This is a genomic window from Achromobacter maghribensis, from assembly GCF_057334215.1.
In genome coordinates, this window is the sequence record NZ_JBHFII010000023.1 from 69517 (window position 1) to 86407 (window position 16891).

Consider the following 16891-nt stretch of genomic DNA (forward strand, 5'->3'; position numbering starts at 1 on the left):
ATGACGCAGGCCCCAACCGCCCCGCCCTTGTCGCGCCCCTTCGCGGCGCCCTTCCTCGTGCGCAGCGCCGCCGACGTCCAACGGCTGCAAGCGCGGCCGCTGGCTGAAACCCTGACGGTGCAAAGCACCTACGAGATCTTCCGCAATTCGGCCGCGGCCTTCGGCGACAAGACCGCGCTGACCTTCCTGCGCACGGCCGATCCCGACGACGAAGCCGTGCGCTGGAGCTATCGGGAACTGCTGGCCGGTATCCACCAGACCGCCAACCTGCTGCATGATCTGGGTGTGCGCGCGGGCGATACGGTCGGCGTGATGTTGCCCGGCTGCCTGGAATACCATCTGGCGTTGTGGGGTGGCGAGGCCGCCGGCATCGTTCAGCCGCTGAACCCGCTGCTGACGGAAGACAAACTGGCGTCCCTGATGACGACGGCGCGCGCCAAAGTGCTGATCGCCTACGGCTCCGACGCCGAGTGCGGTACGTGGTCCAAGGCCCTGCGGCTGTACGAACGCGTCCCCACGCTGCAAACGCTGCTGCGCGTGGCGCCGCTGGACGAGCCGGTTTCAGCCCGCCCCGCCCTGCCCGACCATGCCCTGGACTTCAACGCCAACCGCTCGGCCCAGCCCGCCGACCGCCTGGTGAGCGAACGCGTGATCCGCGCCAGCGACGTCGCGGCGTACTTCCACACGGGCGGCACCACCGGCGCCCCCAAGCTGGCCATCCACACCCACGCCAACCAGGTCTTCACGGCCTGGGCCGCCGTGCAGCTGCAGAACGCCGGACCAGGCGATGTGGTCATCAACGGCTACCCGCTGTTTCACGTGGCGGGGGTGCTGCCCGCCTCGCTGGCCGCTCTGTCGGCAGGCGTGGAAACCGTCATTCCGACCACGATGCTGCTGCGCAACCGCGACGTGCTGCGCAATTACTGGCGGCTGGTGGAAAAGCACCGTGCCACGTCGCTGCAAGGCGTGCCGACCATTCTGGCCGCGTTGGCGGAAGTGCCGCTGGACGGCGCCGACATCTCGTCGCTGCGCTATTGCCGCACCGGTGCGGCGCCACTGCCCGCCGAGCTTGCCGCGCGTTTCAAGCGCCTGTTCGGGCTGCATGTGAACGAAAGCCTGGGCATGACCGAAATGGCCGGCATTTCGTCCATCACGCCGCCGGGTTCGGAATTTCCCGTGAACTGCGTGGGGTTCCCGCTGCCCTATGTGCAGGTGCGGATCGTGGGCCTGGACGTTCCGTCGGGCCAGGCGGCGCGCGACCTGCCCACGGGCGTGGCGGGCATGGTGCTGTTCAAGGCGCCTAACGTGATCCCCGGCTTCCTCGACGCCGAAGACACGGCACGCGCCTTCACCGAAGACGGCTGGCTGATCAGCGGCGACGTGGGTTTCATGGACGACCAGGGCCGGCTGCATCTGCAGGGCCGCGCCAAGGACCTGATCATCCGTGGCGGCCACAACATCGACCCCAAGACCATCGAAGATGCGCTGGCCACGCACCCGGCCGTGCAACTGTGCGCCGCCGTCGGGGCGCCGGACGCCTATGCGGGCGAATTGCCCGTGGCCTTCGTGACCCTCGCCGAGGGCACCCAGGCGACCGAAGCCGAGCTGGTCGCCTACGCCGCCGCGCATGTGGACGAGGGGCCGGCACGGCCCAAGCGCGTCATCGTGCTGGACGCCATGCCCATGACCAACGTGGGCAAGATCTACAAACCCGATTTGCGCCGCCTGGCCACCGCCGTATCGGTAGAGGCCGTGGTGGCGCGCACCTTGCAAGCCGCTGGCCTGACGGAAGACAGCAAGATGTTCCGCGTGCTGGCCGATGCGCAACCGGACGTCGCCGTCGAAGCGGCGCCCGGCACGCCCGCGCCGCTGAAGGAGCAGCTGCGCGACGCCCTGGCGCGGCTACCGGTAAAAATCGCCTTGCGCGACTGAGCCGACGCCGTTCCACGCCCCCACAAGCCATAACAACATCACTGGAGACAACACCATGCTCAAGAAGCCTCTGCGACGCGCCTGCCTGGGCGCCCTGCTGTTCGCCGCCGCCGCCGGCGCCGCGCTGCCGCTTGCCGCCGGCGCGGAATCCGCGTTTCCCAGCAAGCCCATCACGCTGATCGTGCCGTTCCCGGCCGGCGGCTCCACCGACCGCCACCTGCGCATCGTGGCCCAGGACGCCTCGAAATACCTGGGGCAGCCTGTCATCGTGGAAAACCGCCCCGGCGCCGGCGGCACGTTGGGCACCGCCACGATGGCCCGCACCGCCAAACCGGACGGCTACACGATCAGCCTGTACACGCTGGCGATGCTGCGCATGCCTTATATGCAGAAGAGCAGCTGGGACCCCATCAACGACTTCAGCTTCATCATCGGCCTGTCGGGCTACACCTTCGGCTTCACGGTGCGTTCGGACTCGCCCTACAAGACATTCAACGAATATATCGAGGCCGCGCGCCAGAACCCCGGCAAGATCGATTACGGTTCCACCGGCATCGGCTCGTCGCCGCATCTGCTTATCGAAGAAATCGCCATCAATGCCAAGGTCAAGCTGAACCATGTGCCCTTCAAGGGTAACGCCGACATGCAGCAGGCGTTGCTGGGCGGCCACGTCATGGCGCAAAGCGACGCCACGGGCTGGGACCAGTTCGTGGATGCCGGCAAAATGCGGCTGCTGGTGACCTTCGGCGAGAAGCGCACCACCCGCTGGCCCGATGTGCCCACCGCGAAAGAGCTGGGCTACAAAGTCGTGTCCACCTCGCCCTACGGCCTGGCAGGTCCCAAGGGCATGGACCCGGCGGTGGTGAAAACGCTGCACGACGCGTTCAAGAAGGCCCTGTTCGACCCCGCCAGCGTCGAGGTCATGAAACAGCTGAACCAGCAGCCCGCCTATCGCAATAGCCAGGACTACAAAGACTGGGCCCAGGCCACCTACATCAAGGAAAAGGACCTGATCGAATACCTGGGGCTGATGGCGAAGAACTGAGGCACGGGGCGTGGCCGGGCCGGCCTGCCCCGGCCGCCGTCCGCGCGGCCTGGCGTCGTGGCAGGCGGCGCGCAGGACGGTATGGCATTTTTGTATTCAAAAAATGTCTGCCGTTCCTGTTCGGCTTTTTGATAGACTGGGGGCCCGATCGTTTTCCCCTCCCGGCAGCCGCTGCCGCGCCCTATGACCCAGGAAGTTCAGCTAGATCCCAGCGCCGACGATATCGCCCGCGAAGTTGCCGCCGCCATCGTGGCGCACAAGCTTCCGCCCGGCACCCGGCTGCGCGAAGAAGCGCTGGCACGGGTCTACAAGGTCAGCCGCACCAAGATCCGCGCGGCGCTGCTGATGCTGTCCAAAGACAAGCTGATCAATATCGTGCCCGACAAGGGCGCCTTCGTCAGCAAGCCGGACGCCAACGAAGCCCGCGAGGTCTACGCCGTGCGCCGCATCCTTGAAGCCGCCCTGGCCAGGCAATTCGTGGCCACCGCCACCGCCGCCGACTACCGCCGCATCGACGCCCACCTGGCCGAAGAACGCCGCGCCCTGGAAAGCGGAGATGTGCAAAAGCGCAATCACCTGCTGGGCCATTTCCATATCCTGCTGGCGGAAACCGTCGGCAATTCCGTGTTGACGGGCATGCTGCGCGAACTGTCCGCGCGCAGCGCCGTGATCACGGTGCTGTATCAAAGCTCGCACGACGCCAGTTGCTCGTCGCAAGAACACCATGCCTTCATCGAGGCCGCCCGCGCGGGCGACACCGAACGCGCCTGCGCGCTGATGGACGAGCACCTGGAACACGTCCAGACGGCGCTGAACTTCACGGACGAAGGCCAGGCGGGCAGCGACCTCGTCACCGCCCTGCTCAGCTAACCGCGCCAGGCTCCCCCAGCAGTTGGCCCATGCGCTGCTGCAGCCACGTTTGCGTCGTGCTTAGCGACGCGCCTTGCAGCCATAGCGTCCGCACCGACAGCATCGGCAGCGACAGGCCCGTGCAAGGCACGCGCGCCAACGTCGTGCGAAAGCTCTCGTATTCCGCGATGTTCAAGGGCAAGATCGCCCAACCCAGGCCGTCCGCCACCATGCCCGCGATGCTGTAGAAGCTGTCGGTGCGCCACACCGCCGGGCTCAATACCACGTCGTCCACCCCTTCCATCTGCATGACCAATTGCCGGTAGCGCGCCAGATCGCTGCGCGTCACCTCGGCCAGCGCCGCCAGCGGATGCCCCGACGCCACGAAAACGGCCTGCTCCACATTGCCCAGATAGCGGTGCGCAAAGGCGCTGCCGGGGTCGCCGCGGTCAAAGTGGAAAGCGATGCTGGCGCGGCCCTGCAGCACGTAGTCGGCCACTTCGGTCGCCGTGCCATTCAACTGCGTCAGCTCCAGTGCCGGAAAGCGCGCCGCCAGCTCAAGCACCAGCGCGCCCAGCACCTGGGACGGCAAGGCCTCGTCCAGCGCGATGGACAGGCGCGCGTCCTGGCCCGCGGCGAACGACAGCGCGCGCTGATCCAGGCCGCCCGCCTGGCGCAACAGTTCGCGGGCCTCTTGCAGCATCACTTCGCCCACGGGGGTCAGCGCGGCGTTGCGGCGCGACCGGTCGAACAGTTCCACGCCCAGGTCCGCTTCCAGCAAACCGAGCGACGTACTGACGGCGGACTGCGCGCGGCCCAGCGCGCGCGCCGCGGCCGAAAACGAGCCGGCGTCGGCTGCAGCTACAAAGTGGCGGAGTTGATCCAGGGTCCAATGCATGGCGTCTCCTTGTTTCCATCAATTTTATAGATGGAATCAAACTTTTTCTGGCAAATATACAGATGGATAATGCCTACCTCGAAAATCGGCGCAGCCACCTGGCGGCCCCCGTTTTCAGTTGCCTCACAGGAGTAGAACCATGCAGCGGATGCATTCGAACGCTGTCGCCACGGCCGATCCCCGCCGTTGGCTGGTGCTGGCCATCGTGTCCTTCGCCTTGCTGTTGATCGTGGTGGACATGACGGTGCTGTACACCGCCTTGCCGCGGCTCACGCATGACCTGGGTGTCGGCGCGTCGGCCAAATTGTGGATCGTGAATGTCTACGCGCTGGTCGTGTCCGGGTTGCTGCTGGGCATGGGCACGCTGGGCGACCGCCTGGGACACAAGCGCCTGTTCATGATGGGCCTGGCCGTGTTCGGCGTGGCCTCGCTGGCCGCCGCCTACTCGCCCGCCGCCGCCGCGTTGATCGCGGCGCGCGTGCTGCTGGCGGTGGGCGCCGCCATGATGATGCCGGCCACGCTGTCCATCATCCGCCTGACCTTCGCCAACGAACGCGAACGCGCCGTCGCCATTGGCATCTGGGCCTCGGTCGCCTCGGGCGGCGCGGCGCTGGGCCCCGTCGTGGGCGGCGTGCTGCTGGAGCATTTCTGGTGGGGGTCGGTGTTTCTGATCAACGTGCCCATTGTGCTGCTGGCGCTGCCGCTGGCCTGGCGTTGCATCCCCGCCAGCCGGCCCGACGCCGCGCGCCCCTGGGACGTGGCGGGTTCACTGCAAATCATGGCCGGACTGATCCTGTGCGCCTATGCGCTGAAAGAACTGGGCAAGGCCGAAACGTCCTGGCTGCACGCCGGCGTGGCGTGCGCCGCAGGCATCGTCATGCTGACCGTGTTCGTGCGCCGCCAGCGCCGCCGCCCGTACCCACTGATCGACTTCGCCATTTTCCGCAACGCCACATTCAGCTCGGGCGTCGCCGCCGCGCTGTTCGCGGGCGCCGCCCTGTTCGGCATGGAACTGGTGTTCAGCCAACGCCTGCAACTGGTGCTGGGCATGTCGCCGATCCAGGCCGCGCTCTACATCCTGCCCCTGCCCTTGGCCGCGTTCGTCGCGGGTCCGCTGGCCGGCTGGCTGCTCGCCTACGTGCGTGGCCCCCGCCTGATGTCCCTGGCGCTGACCGTCTCGGGCGCCGGCATGGGCGGCTATCTGTTGAGCTATGACGGCTCGTTCACAGCGCAAATGGCCAGCCTGACCGTGCTGGGTCTGGGCATTGGCGCCACCATGACGGCCGCGTCCAGTTCCATCATGCAAAGCGCCACACCGGAACGCGCGGGCATGGCGGCCTCGATCGAAGAGGTCTCATACGAACTGGGCGGCGCGCTAGGCGTGACGTTGATGGGGTCGATCCTGACCGGCGTCTATGCGCAGGCGCTGGACGTGCCGGCAGGCGTCACCCAGGCCGCGACGGTGCGCGACAGCCTGGACGATGCCCTGATGGTGGCAGAGGGCCTGCCGGCGGATCTGGCGGTCACGCTGACGCAAGTCGCCAAGTCGGCCTTCGATACCGGCTACGCGGCGGTGATCGCGACCGCCACGGTGATGCTGCTGGCGACCGCCGCCTTCGTGCTGCTGAACCGCACGCGCCGGCCCGCGCAAGCCGCGTAGCGGACAGGCGGGTCAGCGCTTGCGGAAGGCGTTGTCCATGTCGGCGATCAGGTCTTCTTCGTGCTCCAGCCCGATCGAGACGCGAATCAGCCCTTCCGACACGCCTGCCGCGTCGCGCTCGGCCGCCGGCACGCCCGAATGGGTGGTCGACGCCGGATGGCAGACCAGCGATTCGGTGCCGCCCAGGCTGACCGCCGACTTGAACAGGTGCAGCGCATTGATAAAGCGGAAAGCGCGCTCGCGCCCGCCATCCAGCACGAACGCGAACGTCGAGCCCGGCCCCGTGCATTGACGCTTGTAGACCTCTTGATACGCACGGTCCGCCATCACCTCCGGGTGAAAGATGCGCACTTTTTCATACGGGTTGCCCGCCAGCCACTGCGCCACCTTGGTGGCCGTGCGCGCTGCCTGCTTCATGCGCAGCACCAAGGTCTCCATCGACCGCGTGATCATCCAGCACGAATGCGGATCCAGTTGCGAGCCGAACGCGCTGCGGATCGCGCGCACCTTCTTGATCAGTACCTTGGTGCCCGTCACGGCGCCCGCGACCAGGTCGCTATGACCGCCCACGTACTTCGTCAGCGAATAGACGCAAAGGTCCACGCCGTGCTCGGCGGGCTTCTGAAAGATGGGGCCCAGCAGCGTGTTGTCGCACACCGAGATCGGCCGGTAGCCATGCCGCGTTTCAAACGCGTCCAGCTCGTTCTTCATGGCCTCGAAGTCGATCAGGGTGTTGGTGGGGTTGGCGGGCGTCTCGACATAGAACACACGTACCGGCCCCTTGGCCGCGGCGGCTTCCAGCGCGGCGCGCATGTGCTTGGGCGACAAGCCGTCGTGGATCGGATGCGACCCAATGCCCCATTCCGGAAAGATCTTCGCGATCAAGGTTTCGGTGCCGCCATACAACGGTAGCGACTGCACCAGTTGATCGCCGGGGCGCAGAAAAGCCATCAGCACCGCGCTGATCGCGGCCATGCCGCTTGAGGTCACCGCGGCGTCCTCGGATCCGTCCAGCAAGGCCAGCCGGTCTTCCACGATTTCCAGGTTGGGATGGTTGAACCTGCTGTACACCAGCCCGGCCGATTCGCCCTGCGGCAACGGTTTGCGCCCGGATACCAGATCGAAAAACGCCGCGCCGTCCTCGGCCGAGCGGAACGCGAAGGTGGACGTCAGGAACACGGGCGGCTTGACCGCCCCTTCCGACAGGAAGGGGTCGTAGCCATACGACATCATCTGCGTCTCGGCATGGAGGGGACGGCCGAAAAATTCTTTCTTGTGATAGGTCGAATAGGTCATGGGGTGCCTCTTGCTCTGGAGTACCGGCCGACCGGGCAGGCGCGTTTCGCATTCGAAGACGATAGCGCCGGCCACCGCGGGATGTCTTGGAGTATGGGCGCAGGCCGGGCCAATATTCTTTTCATTTCAATCACAGGACTGCGATAATGGGAAATATTATTTCCCGCTATAACCTATCCATGAAAGACACTGCTTTGTTACATCAACTTGACGCGATCGATTGGAAAATCATGAAAATCCTTCAAGAAGATGGTCGCGTCAGCAATGCGGAACTGGCCGAGCGCGTCTCGCTGTCGGCATCGCCTTGTTGGAAACGGCTGAAGCGGCTGGAAACGTCGGGCGTCATTCGCGGATATCAGGCCATTCTTGACCGTCGCGCGCTGGGGATGGGGTGGTGGCGTTCGTCAGCATTTCGCTGGAAAACCACACGGAAAAACTGTGCCACGCATTCGAGGCCTCTGTTGCCGCCATGCCTGAAGTGCTGGCCTGCCATAACACGACCGGCCAGCACGACTACCTGCTGCACATCGTGGCGCGCGACTTCGATGCCTATTCCGAGTTCGTGCGCAACCGCCTGCGGACGCTGCCCGGCGTGAAGGAACTGCTAAGCACGCTGTCGATGCATGAAGTCAAGTCGTCGACCAAACTGCATCTGTAGATCTCGCGGGTTTGGCGCCAAGCGTGGCAACAGGTCAGGCGGCGCACCGGGAGGCCGCCCCTGCCGGCCCACTGCCGGCCGCCGACCTACTCCGTCGCGGACGGCATCTGGCCCGGCACGACACGATTGCGCCCCTGGCGCTTGGCCTGGTACAGCCCCCGGTCGGCCACCAGGATCAGGTCGGTGCAGGGCTGCTCCCCCGCCGGCACGGCCGTGGCCGTGCCAATGCTGACCGTCAGCCAAGACCCCGAGCCCGCGTCCTTCTGCGGAATCTGCATGGCTTCGACGGCGCGGCGCAGCTTCTCGGCGGCCAGCCTTGCGCTGCCGGCCGGCGTGCCCGGCAGCACCAGTGCGAACTCCTCCCCGCCGAATCGCGCCGCCAGGTCGGTAGACCGGTCGCAGCTGGCGAAAATGGTGTTGGCCACACGCTTGAGTGCTTCGTCGCCCGCGATGTGGCCGTAGGTATCGTTGTAGGACTTGAAGTGGTCCACGTCGATCATCAACATGCTGATCTCACGGCCGTCGCGGCGCGCGCGCTGCCATTCCGCGTTGAGGTATTCGTCGAAATAGCGGCGATTGCCCAGGCCGGTCAAACCGTCGGAGTTTGTCAGGCGGCGCAATTCCATATTGCTTTCCAGCAACTGCTGCTGGCTCTGGCGCAAGGCCTGATAAGCCTCGTCACGCTGCACCAGCGCCAGATACGACCGCGAGTGGTAGCGAATGCGCGCCACCAGTTCGATGGAATCGGGCAGCTTCACCAGATAGTCATTGGCGCCCGCCGCGAAGGCCGCGCTCTTGATCGCCGGATCTTCCTTGGTGGACAGCACGATGATCGGGATGTCGCGCGTGACGGGGTGGGCGCGGTACTCCTGCACCAGGCTCAAGCCGTCCACGCCCGGCAACACCAGATCTTGCAGGATGACGGTGGGCCGCGTCTGGATCGCCACCGTAAGCGCCTTGTAGGGGTCCGAGCAATAGTGAAAGTCAATATTGCCCTCCGTCGCCAGCGCTCGCCTGATCGCTTCGCCGACCATCACCTGATCGTCAACGAGCAGCACCATGGCCGCATGCGCATTCAGGTCCGCGGAAGCCGAGCTGTCAATGGGAGGGTGCATAGTGATCCTTGATGTCTGCCAATGTCGGCCCGCTCAGGCAAACGCCTGGACCAAGCGGGGAGCGATCTGATTCAATGGTCTGATTTCCACGGCCGCCTGCATGGCGGCGGCCGCTTTGGGCATGCCGTACACGGCGCTGGTGGCCTGGTCTTGCGCAATGGTGAGGCATCCGCGTTCGCGCATGGCCTTCAAGCCGCGCGCCCCATCCTGCCCCATGCCGGTCAGCAACACGCCCACCGCAGTACCGCGCCAATGTTGCGCCACGCTGTGAAAAAACACGTCGATGGACGGCCGGTACAGGCTTTCCTTCGGATCTTCGGTGTAGCGCAGCGTGCCATCAGCCAGCAAATGCAGATGGTCATCCGTGCCCGCCAGCAGTATCTGCCCGGGCAGCGGCCGTTCGCCTTCGCGCACCAGCCGCACCGGCAACAGTACCTGATCATTCAGCCAATCCGCCATCCCCGCCGCGAACGAGGCGTCCACATGCTGCACCAGCACGATCCCGGCAGGGAAATCCAGCGGTAGGTCGCGCAGCAATTGCGCAAGCGTCGCCGGGCCGCCCGCCGAGGCGCCAATCACCAGCAAACGCTGCGAGGTGGGCCGGGGCGTCAGCGTATCCACGGGGGTCAGCGCCGGACGATTGCCGTAGCGGCCGATCAACCAGCCGATATTGCGGATCTTGCGCAACAGCGGCGCCGCAGCGGTGCGCATGTCCGCATCGCCCACCACCGGCGTATCCACCGCGTCCAGCGCGCCATGACCCATCGCGTCGAATACGCGCGCCGTATGCCGGGCCACATCGGCCGTCACGACGACGATGGCGCACGGGGACTCCGCCATGATGCGGCGCGTGGCCTCGACCCCGTCCATGACGGGCATGATCAAATCCATCAGCACCACGTCGGGCCGATCGCGGGCGCACAGGGCCACGGCCTGTTCGCCGTCGGATGCCACCCAGGCGATTTCCAGCCCCGGCTCCAGCGCAATCGCGCGCCGCATGATCTCGACCGCCATTTGAAGGTCGTTGACGATCCCGATTCTCACGTGAGTGCCTTTCCGATCAAGTCTTCGACGGCATCAAGCAGCGCATCGTCATGGAAGCTGCCCTTGGCCAGGTAATAGTCGGCGCCGGCATCCAGGCCGCGCCGCCGGTCTTCTTCACGGTCCTTGTACGACACCACCATCACCGGCAGGCTTTGCAATCTGGGGTCCGCCTTGATCCGGGAAACCAGTTCGATGCCGTCCATGCGAGGCATGTCGACGTCAGTCACGACCAGGTCGAAATCTTCGCCGCGCAGCATGTTCCAGCCATCCATGCCGTCCACCGCCACCGCCACCTCGAACCCGCGGTTCAGCAGCAGTTTTCGTTCCAGCTCGCGCACCGTCAGGGAATCGTCCACCACCAACACACGCTTGCGGCGGCGCGCCTCAATGACCGCCCCCCCACCGTCCACCCGCGTCAGGCGTCCGCCTTCGATCAGCTTCTGGACCGACATCAGCATGTCTTCAACGTCCAGGATCAATAGCGGCGTGCCGTCGTCCATCAGGGCGCCCGCCATCACATCCTGCACCTTGCCCAGACGCGAGTCCAGCGGTTGCACCACCAGGGTGCGCTCGCCGACGTAGCGGTCCACGGTGATACCGTAAAGCTTGTCGTGGTCACCCACGACCACGACGGCCACCGATTCCGCCGACGGCGCCGGCTCGCCGGCGCGCAGAATCTGGCGCGCCGACACCAGGCCGATCTGCCGGTCCATGAAACGGAAATGCTGGTGGCCTTCCAGTTGCTCGATGTCTTCCGAGCGAACCTGCAAGGCATGGCTGACATAGGCAAGCGGAAACGCGTAGATATCGCCCTGCACCTCCACCAGCAAACTGCGCACCACCGACAGCGACAAAGGCATTTCCAGCACGAAACGCGTGCCCTGCCCGGACGTCTGATGAATGCGCACGGCGCCGCGCAACTGCCTCACCATGGTTTGCACCACGTCCAGGCCCACGCCGCGGCCCGAGATTTCGGTGACTTCGCCGCGCGTGCTGAAGCCTGACAGGAACAGGAACTCCAGCAGTTCGGCCTCGCTCAGCCGGGCCGCGGTTTCGGCGTTCGTCAGCTTGCGCTGCACGACTTCGATGCGCAGGCGATCCAGCGAAATGCCCGCCCCGTCATCACTCAGTTCTATCAGCAGCATGCCGGCCGCGTGGCGCGCCGACAGCTTGATCAAGCCCTCCGGCGACTTGCCGGCATCCATGCGGTCCATTGGCATTTCAATGCCGTGGTCCACGGCGTTGCGCAGCAGATGCATCAGGGGCGCATCCAGTTTTTCCAGGATGTCCCGGTCCACCTGCGTCGCGTCGCCTTCGATTTCCAGCCGCACCTGCTTGCCCAGCGAACGGCCCAGGTCCCGTACCATGCGAGCCATGCCGGCCAGCCCGTCGCCGAAAGGCCGCATGCGGCAAGCCAGCGCCGTGTCGTACAGACGCTTCGCCAGATGGCTCATGCGCCATCCAAATTCATCGACCTCGTTCGTGCGCTGCACAAGCTCTTGCTGGCACTCGGCGACAATGCGTTGGGCGTCGTCCAGCGCCGCCTGGACGCGCGCGTCCACCTGTTGGCCGGCCAGCGCCGCGCGCACCCCGTCAAGCGCTTGCGCCGCGCCCGACTGCATGCGCCGCAGACGCAGCATCGACGCGCCGAACGGGCCAATCCAGTGCGACTCCACCAGGGTTTCGCTGGACAGGCCCAACAGCTTATTCAACGTGTCCGCAGTCACCCGCAAGACGCGCTCGCCCTCGGATATGCCCTGGTCCGAACTCCGGCGCACCATCGTCTGCAACGGCATGGCGGACGTGACCGCGGCAGGCTGCGGCGTGGACGGCACAGCCGGCGGATCGTCGGGTCGATGAATCGGTGGCAGGAAATCAGAAGGTCGCGCTGGACGCGGCGCCACGACGGGCGGCGCGTTGGGCGCGCTGCTCAGGCGGACGACCAGTTCGTCGATCTCGCCCCCCAGTTCGACGCCCGGCGTGGCTACGCGCTGTAGCAGGTCCGTACCCGACAACAGGGCATCGATGTCGGTCGCCTGCAAGCGCAAGCGCCCTTCCTGGGCGGCCACCAGGCAGTCTTCCATGGCATGCGCGATGCGCACCGCCGGGTGCAGGTCCACGATGCGGGCCGCCCCCTTCAGCGAATGCGCCGCGCGCATGCAGGCTTCCAGATGAGCCGCCGATGTCGGGTCGTGTTCCAGCGCAAGCAAACCGTTGTTCAGCACCTGCACCTGCGTGCGGGTCTCGAGCTGGAATAGCTCTAGCAGCGACGCGTCGCGCATCTCATCCGGATTCACGCCAGACTCCGTTCCAGAGCTTGCATCAGGAGACTTTCGTCCAATACGCCGACGCTGCGGCTACCGCAGCGGGCCACGCCGCGCGAATACTTCAAGGTTGCGCCCTCCACGGTTGCCGGCAGTGGCTCCAGCGCCTCGAGGTCAACGGCATGGATGCCTTCCACTTCATCCACCGGCAGCACCAGCGCGCGGCCGGCGCCGCCGAAAATCAGCATGCGGGCGGCGGCCCGTTCGCGCGTGTCCGCCACCGCGGCGTCAAGGCCCAACAGGCGCGCCAGCGAAACACAGACGGTCAGCGTGCCGCGCACGTTGGTGACCCCCAGCACGGCGGGATCGCGGCGATGCGGCAGCGTCAGCACGGGGCGCCTGCCGGCCACTTCGTCCAGCGCCCGGGTGGGCAGCCCCAGCCATTCACGGCCCAGGCGGAACACCAGCAGCGACGACAATTGCGTGCCCTGGACGGGTTCCGGTTCATGATCCTGCACGTCCATCTGGGGCGGCAGCCGGTCCAGGATGCGTTTGGCCGCTGCCGCGTAGACCGGACAATTTCGGCAATGCACATGCCCGGGCAGCTGCCCGCAGCTTTTGTCGCCCCGGATCCCGATGCGGTTCCAGCAGTCGTCCACATCGGACAGCAGCGCAATGGACTCATTCACGTCGGGCCTCCTGTCGCGCCGCGCGCGCTTGCAGGCGGCGGGCGCCTTCCACGTCGCCCGCCGACGCGATCAGCGCGGCCAGATGCAGCAACGCTTCACGGTGTGTCGGATCCAGGTACAACGCCTTGCGGTAGGCCGCCTGCGCCTCTCGCGCGTCGCCCGCTGCGTCCTGCAGCAGACCCATCAAATGCAGCCCATCGGCGCTGGCGCCATGAATTTCAAGGTGTGCCCGACACTGAGCCAGCGCATCCCGCACGCGCCCCTGGTTCGCCATCGCCTCGATCTGGCGCAAGGCCGCAGCGGCGTTGCCCGCGGGGGCCGTGGGCTCGGGCGCAGCCATGGCCGGGGCGATGGCCGCGTGCGGCAACGGCAGGCGCACCGCCGGCGGCTGCGCAACCGGCCGCCGTGGCGGCGTCCAGGCGTGCACGATAGGCTTAGGCGGCGAATAAGTCGCGGCGGGCGGTGGCATCGCTTGCGCCGAAAAGGCGAACGACCGCGCGATCGGCACGGCGGGCAGGCGGCGCGCCGTCATCAAGCTGGTCTCGGCGGGCCCCACGAAAAGCACGCCATCGCCACGTGTAAAGCGCCGCAGCACCTGCACCGCGCGCTCCTGCGTATTCGCATCAAAGTAGATCAGCAAGTTGCGGCAAAACACGAAGTCATAGGGCGCGGCGCCCAACAGCAAATTGGGGTCGAACAGATTGCCCTGCTGGATGCGCACCCGTTCCCTTGCCAGCGTCGATAGCTGATAACCGTCGGGGGTCTCGATGAAGTGGCGATCGCGGTAGGTCAGATCATCGCCCCGAAACGAATTTCGGCCGTACACGCCACGCCGGGCGAACTCGACCATGCGTTCGCTGATATCCACGGCATCCACCTGGAACCGGTTGGCGGGGACGCCGGCGTCCAGCAAGGCCATGGCGATGGAATGCGGTTCTTCGCCACTGGAACACGGCACGCTCAGCACCCGCAGCACCCGGTCGTTGGCCACGTCCGCCGCAAACAAACGTCCGCACGCCAACGCCGCCATCGCGGCCAGCGATTCCGGATACCGGAAAAACCAGGTTTCGGGCACGATCACGGCTTCGATCAACTGCTGCATTTCCGCAGGCGAAGCCTGCACCCGCATCAGATAATCGCGTTCGTCCGCCGCAGTCACGGCGCCCATGCGATGCCGCACGGCGCGTTCGACCGCGGCCTTGCCGATGGAGCCGCTGTCCAGCCCCATCTGGCGCTTGAGCAAGGCGCTGAAATCATCGACCAGGGTCATGGCGACGCCTCGCCGCCCTGGCCGCCGCCGACGGGCGGGAACAGCAGCGCCCGGACCGGGGCCGGCAGCAGGTCCCCCACATTGACGGCCTGCACCATGCCGTCGGCGTCGCTCAACACGGGCCCCAGGTAGCGCGCGCCGGCGTTGTCCAGGCCATATGGCTGGAACGCCGCCGGGTCGTAATGGACCGTCTCGGTCGCATGTTCCAGGATCAAGCCCAGCAAACGGCCTTCTCCGCCGGCATCAGGACGAAAACGCACCAGCGCCAGACGCGTGCTAGTCACCATGACCGCGTTTGCGCGGCCGGCCAGCGCGCTCATGTCGATCACCGGCACAGGCACGCCTCGCCGGTCGAGCATGCCGGCTACCCAGGGCGGCGTGCCCGGCACCTGCTTGAACGCGCGCAGGCCCAACACTTCGACCACATCCGCCGCATCCAGGGCATAGCGGTCTTCGCCGATGCGAAACAGCAGGTACAGGCGGCGGGTCGCAGCAAGCGCGGCGGCTGGCTTGGATAAAGAAGGGGCAAGCGCTGCCATGGCGGGGCTCACACCTTGAAGCGCGACACGCCACTGCGCAGGTCGTTGGCGACCAGCGTCAATTCTTCGATGGCCAGGCTGGACTGACGCAGGGATTCCACCGTCTGCTGGGCGGCATCGCTCAACTGCTGCAAAGCCTGGTTGATCTGCTCGGCGCCGGTCGCTTGCGCCTGCATGCCCTCGTTGACCATCTGCACCCGCGGCGCCAGCGTCTGCACCTGCTGGATGATCTGCGACAACTGGTCGCCCACCTGCTGCATATCCGCCATGCCGCGGCGCACTTCTTCAGAGAACTTGTCCATGCCCATCACGCCCGCCGACACCGACGACTGGATCTCGCGCACCATCTGCTCGATATCGTAGGTTGCGACAGCGGTCTGGTCGGCCAGGCGGCGGATCTCGGTCGCCACCACGACGAAGCCGCGGCCGTACTCGCCCGCCTTCTCGGCTTCAATCGCCGCGTTCAACGACAGCAGGTTGGTTTGATCCGCCACCTTCGTGATAGTTGTGACCACTTGCGTGATATTGCTGGCCTTCTCGTTCAGGATGGCCAGCTTGGCATTGACCGAACCCGCCGCGCCCACCACATTGCGCATGGTGTCTTCCATGCGTGCCAGGCCGACCTGGCCACTGCCCGCCAGCGAAGCCGTCTGTTCGGCGGCGCCGGACACTTCGGTCATGGTGCGAACCAGTTCGCGCGAGGTCGCCGAGATCTCGCGGGACGTCGCGCCGATCTCGGTCGTGGTGGCCGCCACCTCGGAGGCCGTGGCCTGCTGCTGCTTGGACGTCGCCGCGATTTCAGTGACCGAGGTCGCCACTTGCACGGCCGATCGCTGCGTCTTGCCCACCAGTCCCTTCAATTCGTCGACCATGCCGTTGAAACCCGTTTCAATGGCGTTGAATTCGTCCTTGCGCGCGAGCGACAAGCGGCGGGTCAGGTCGCCCCCGCCGGTGGACTCCAGCGTCGAGACGATATCGCGCATCGGATTGGCGATAGCCCGCATCAGCAGAAAACCGCACACGACGGCGGCGGCGATCGCCAGCGCCAGCGAGATCAGCATGCCGGCCTCGGCCGTTTGCACGGCACTCTGGATGCTGACCGCGGCCTCGTCCGCCTGCTTCTTGTTTTCGGCCACCATCTTGGCCAGGATGTCGCGGCCCTTGTAGAAAGCCGGCCGAAGCTCGGACTTGATGCGCGCCTGCGTGCGGGCCACATCGCCGGCCGCGGCCGCCGCCAGGATTTCGGTACGAATATGCTTGTATTCCAGCAATTCCTTTTCGAACTCTTCGAACATCTTGCGATCGTCCTCGCGCGAGATCGTGCGGCGGTACGACGCGATGTTCTCTTCCAGTTGCTGGTCGTTCTTGGGCAACGCTTCCAACGCGGTACGCCGCTCTTGATCGGTGTCCGAGTTGTAGGCGTCCTGAACCACCACGAACCCCGCGAACCACGACGACCGGATCGAGGTGCTGTAGTAGATGCCCGGCACCGCGTCGGTATTGATCATGGCGACTTCCGCCTCGACATGCAGCAAGCGCCGGTAATCCACCACCACCATCAACGCCATGATGGCCAGAATGACCAGGAAGCTGGCCAGGATGCGCTGGCGGAGTGTCAGATTCTTCATGCCG

The 16891-nt window shown here is 66.0% G+C and carries 13 protein-coding genes and 1 pseudogene; 5 read left to right on the top strand and 9 right to left on the bottom strand.

Annotated elements, in window-relative coordinates:
• The 3 genes from ACE039_RS09815 (at nt 1) to ACE039_RS09825 (ending at nt 3847) form a co-directional block, all read left to right on the top strand.
• Nucleotides 1-1932, top strand: coding sequence for an acyl-CoA synthetase (locus tag ACE039_RS09815; protein WP_485822250.1), 1932 nt, complete (start codon nt 1-3; stop codon nt 1930-1932).
• 55 nt (nt 1933-1987) lie between these two features.
• Nucleotides 1988-2977 (top strand): tripartite tricarboxylate transporter substrate binding protein, encoded by a 990-nt coding sequence (locus ACE039_RS09820; protein WP_485822251.1) that lies wholly within the window; start codon nt 1988-1990, stop codon nt 2975-2977.
• Between the two features lie 183 nt (nt 2978-3160).
• The gene (locus tag ACE039_RS09825) at nt 3161-3847 is read left to right on the top strand and encodes a GntR family transcriptional regulator (protein WP_105556722.1); all 687 of its coding nucleotides are present in this window, start codon (nt 3161-3163) and stop codon (nt 3845-3847) included.
• Here ACE039_RS09825 and ACE039_RS09830 read toward each other — a convergent pair.
• A complete protein-coding gene (locus ACE039_RS09830; protein WP_485822252.1) occupies nt 3840-4724 on the bottom strand; it encodes a LysR family transcriptional regulator in 885 nt (294 codons plus the stop codon). The genes ACE039_RS09825 and ACE039_RS09830 overlap by 8 nt on opposite strands.
• A gap of 139 nt (nt 4725-4863) precedes the next feature.
• Between ACE039_RS09830 and ACE039_RS09835 the strand changes: the two genes are divergently transcribed.
• Nucleotides 4864-6384: an MFS transporter gene (locus ACE039_RS09835; RefSeq protein WP_485822253.1), complete on the top strand. Its 1521-nt coding sequence runs from the start codon at nt 4864-4866 to the stop codon at nt 6382-6384.
• A 12-nt stretch (nt 6385-6396) separates the two neighbouring features.
• Here the strand turns inward: ACE039_RS09835 and ACE039_RS09840 are convergent, their stop codons facing one another.
• On the bottom strand, nt 6397-7680 hold the full coding sequence (locus ACE039_RS09840; RefSeq protein WP_105556719.1) for a cystathionine gamma-synthase family protein: 1284 nt from the start codon (nt 7678-7680) through the stop codon (nt 6397-6399).
• Between the two features lie 179 nt (nt 7681-7859).
• Between ACE039_RS09840 and ACE039_RS09845 the strand changes: the two are divergent.
• Nucleotides 7860-8338 (top strand): annotated as a pseudogene (locus ACE039_RS09845) (Lrp/AsnC family transcriptional regulator).
• Between the two features lie 86 nt (nt 8339-8424).
• Here the strand turns inward: ACE039_RS09845 and ACE039_RS09850 are convergent.
• From ACE039_RS09850 to ACE039_RS09880, 7 genes are read right to left on the bottom strand one after another with little or no spacing between them, the layout of a single operon-like run.
• On the bottom strand, nt 8425-9453 hold the full coding sequence (locus tag ACE039_RS09850) for a diguanylate cyclase (RefSeq protein WP_485822254.1): 1029 nt from the start codon (nt 9451-9453) through the stop codon (nt 8425-8427).
• Between the two features lie 33 nt (nt 9454-9486).
• Entirely contained in the window at nt 9487-10497 is a 1011-nt protein-coding gene (gene cheB / locus ACE039_RS09855) for a chemotaxis response regulator protein-glutamate methylesterase (RefSeq protein WP_448709427.1), read from the bottom strand.
• On the bottom strand, nt 10494-12794 hold the full coding sequence (locus ACE039_RS09860; protein WP_485822255.1) for a response regulator: 2301 nt from the start codon (nt 12792-12794) through the stop codon (nt 10494-10496). The genes cheB and ACE039_RS09860 overlap by 4 nt, the downstream gene beginning before the upstream one ends.
• Nucleotides 12791-13450, bottom strand: a complete 660-nt coding sequence (locus ACE039_RS09865) for a chemotaxis protein CheW (protein ID WP_448711326.1) — start codon at nt 13448-13450, stop codon at nt 12791-12793. Before ACE039_RS09865 ends, ACE039_RS09860 begins: the two co-directional genes overlap by 4 nt.
• On the bottom strand, nt 13443-14720 hold the full coding sequence (locus ACE039_RS09870) for a CheR family methyltransferase (RefSeq protein WP_485822256.1): 1278 nt from the start codon (nt 14718-14720) through the stop codon (nt 13443-13445). The genes ACE039_RS09865 and ACE039_RS09870 overlap by 8 nt, the downstream gene beginning before the upstream one ends.
• Nucleotides 14717-15259: a chemotaxis protein CheW gene (locus ACE039_RS09875; protein ID WP_485822257.1), complete on the bottom strand. Its 543-nt coding sequence runs from the start codon at nt 15257-15259 to the stop codon at nt 14717-14719. Before ACE039_RS09875 ends, ACE039_RS09870 begins: the two co-directional genes overlap by 4 nt.
• 8 nt (nt 15260-15267) lie before the next feature.
• A complete protein-coding gene (locus ACE039_RS09880) occupies nt 15268-16887 on the bottom strand; it encodes a methyl-accepting chemotaxis protein (protein ID WP_448711332.1) in 1620 nt (539 codons plus the stop codon).
• Nucleotides 16888-16891 lie beyond the last annotated feature (4 nt).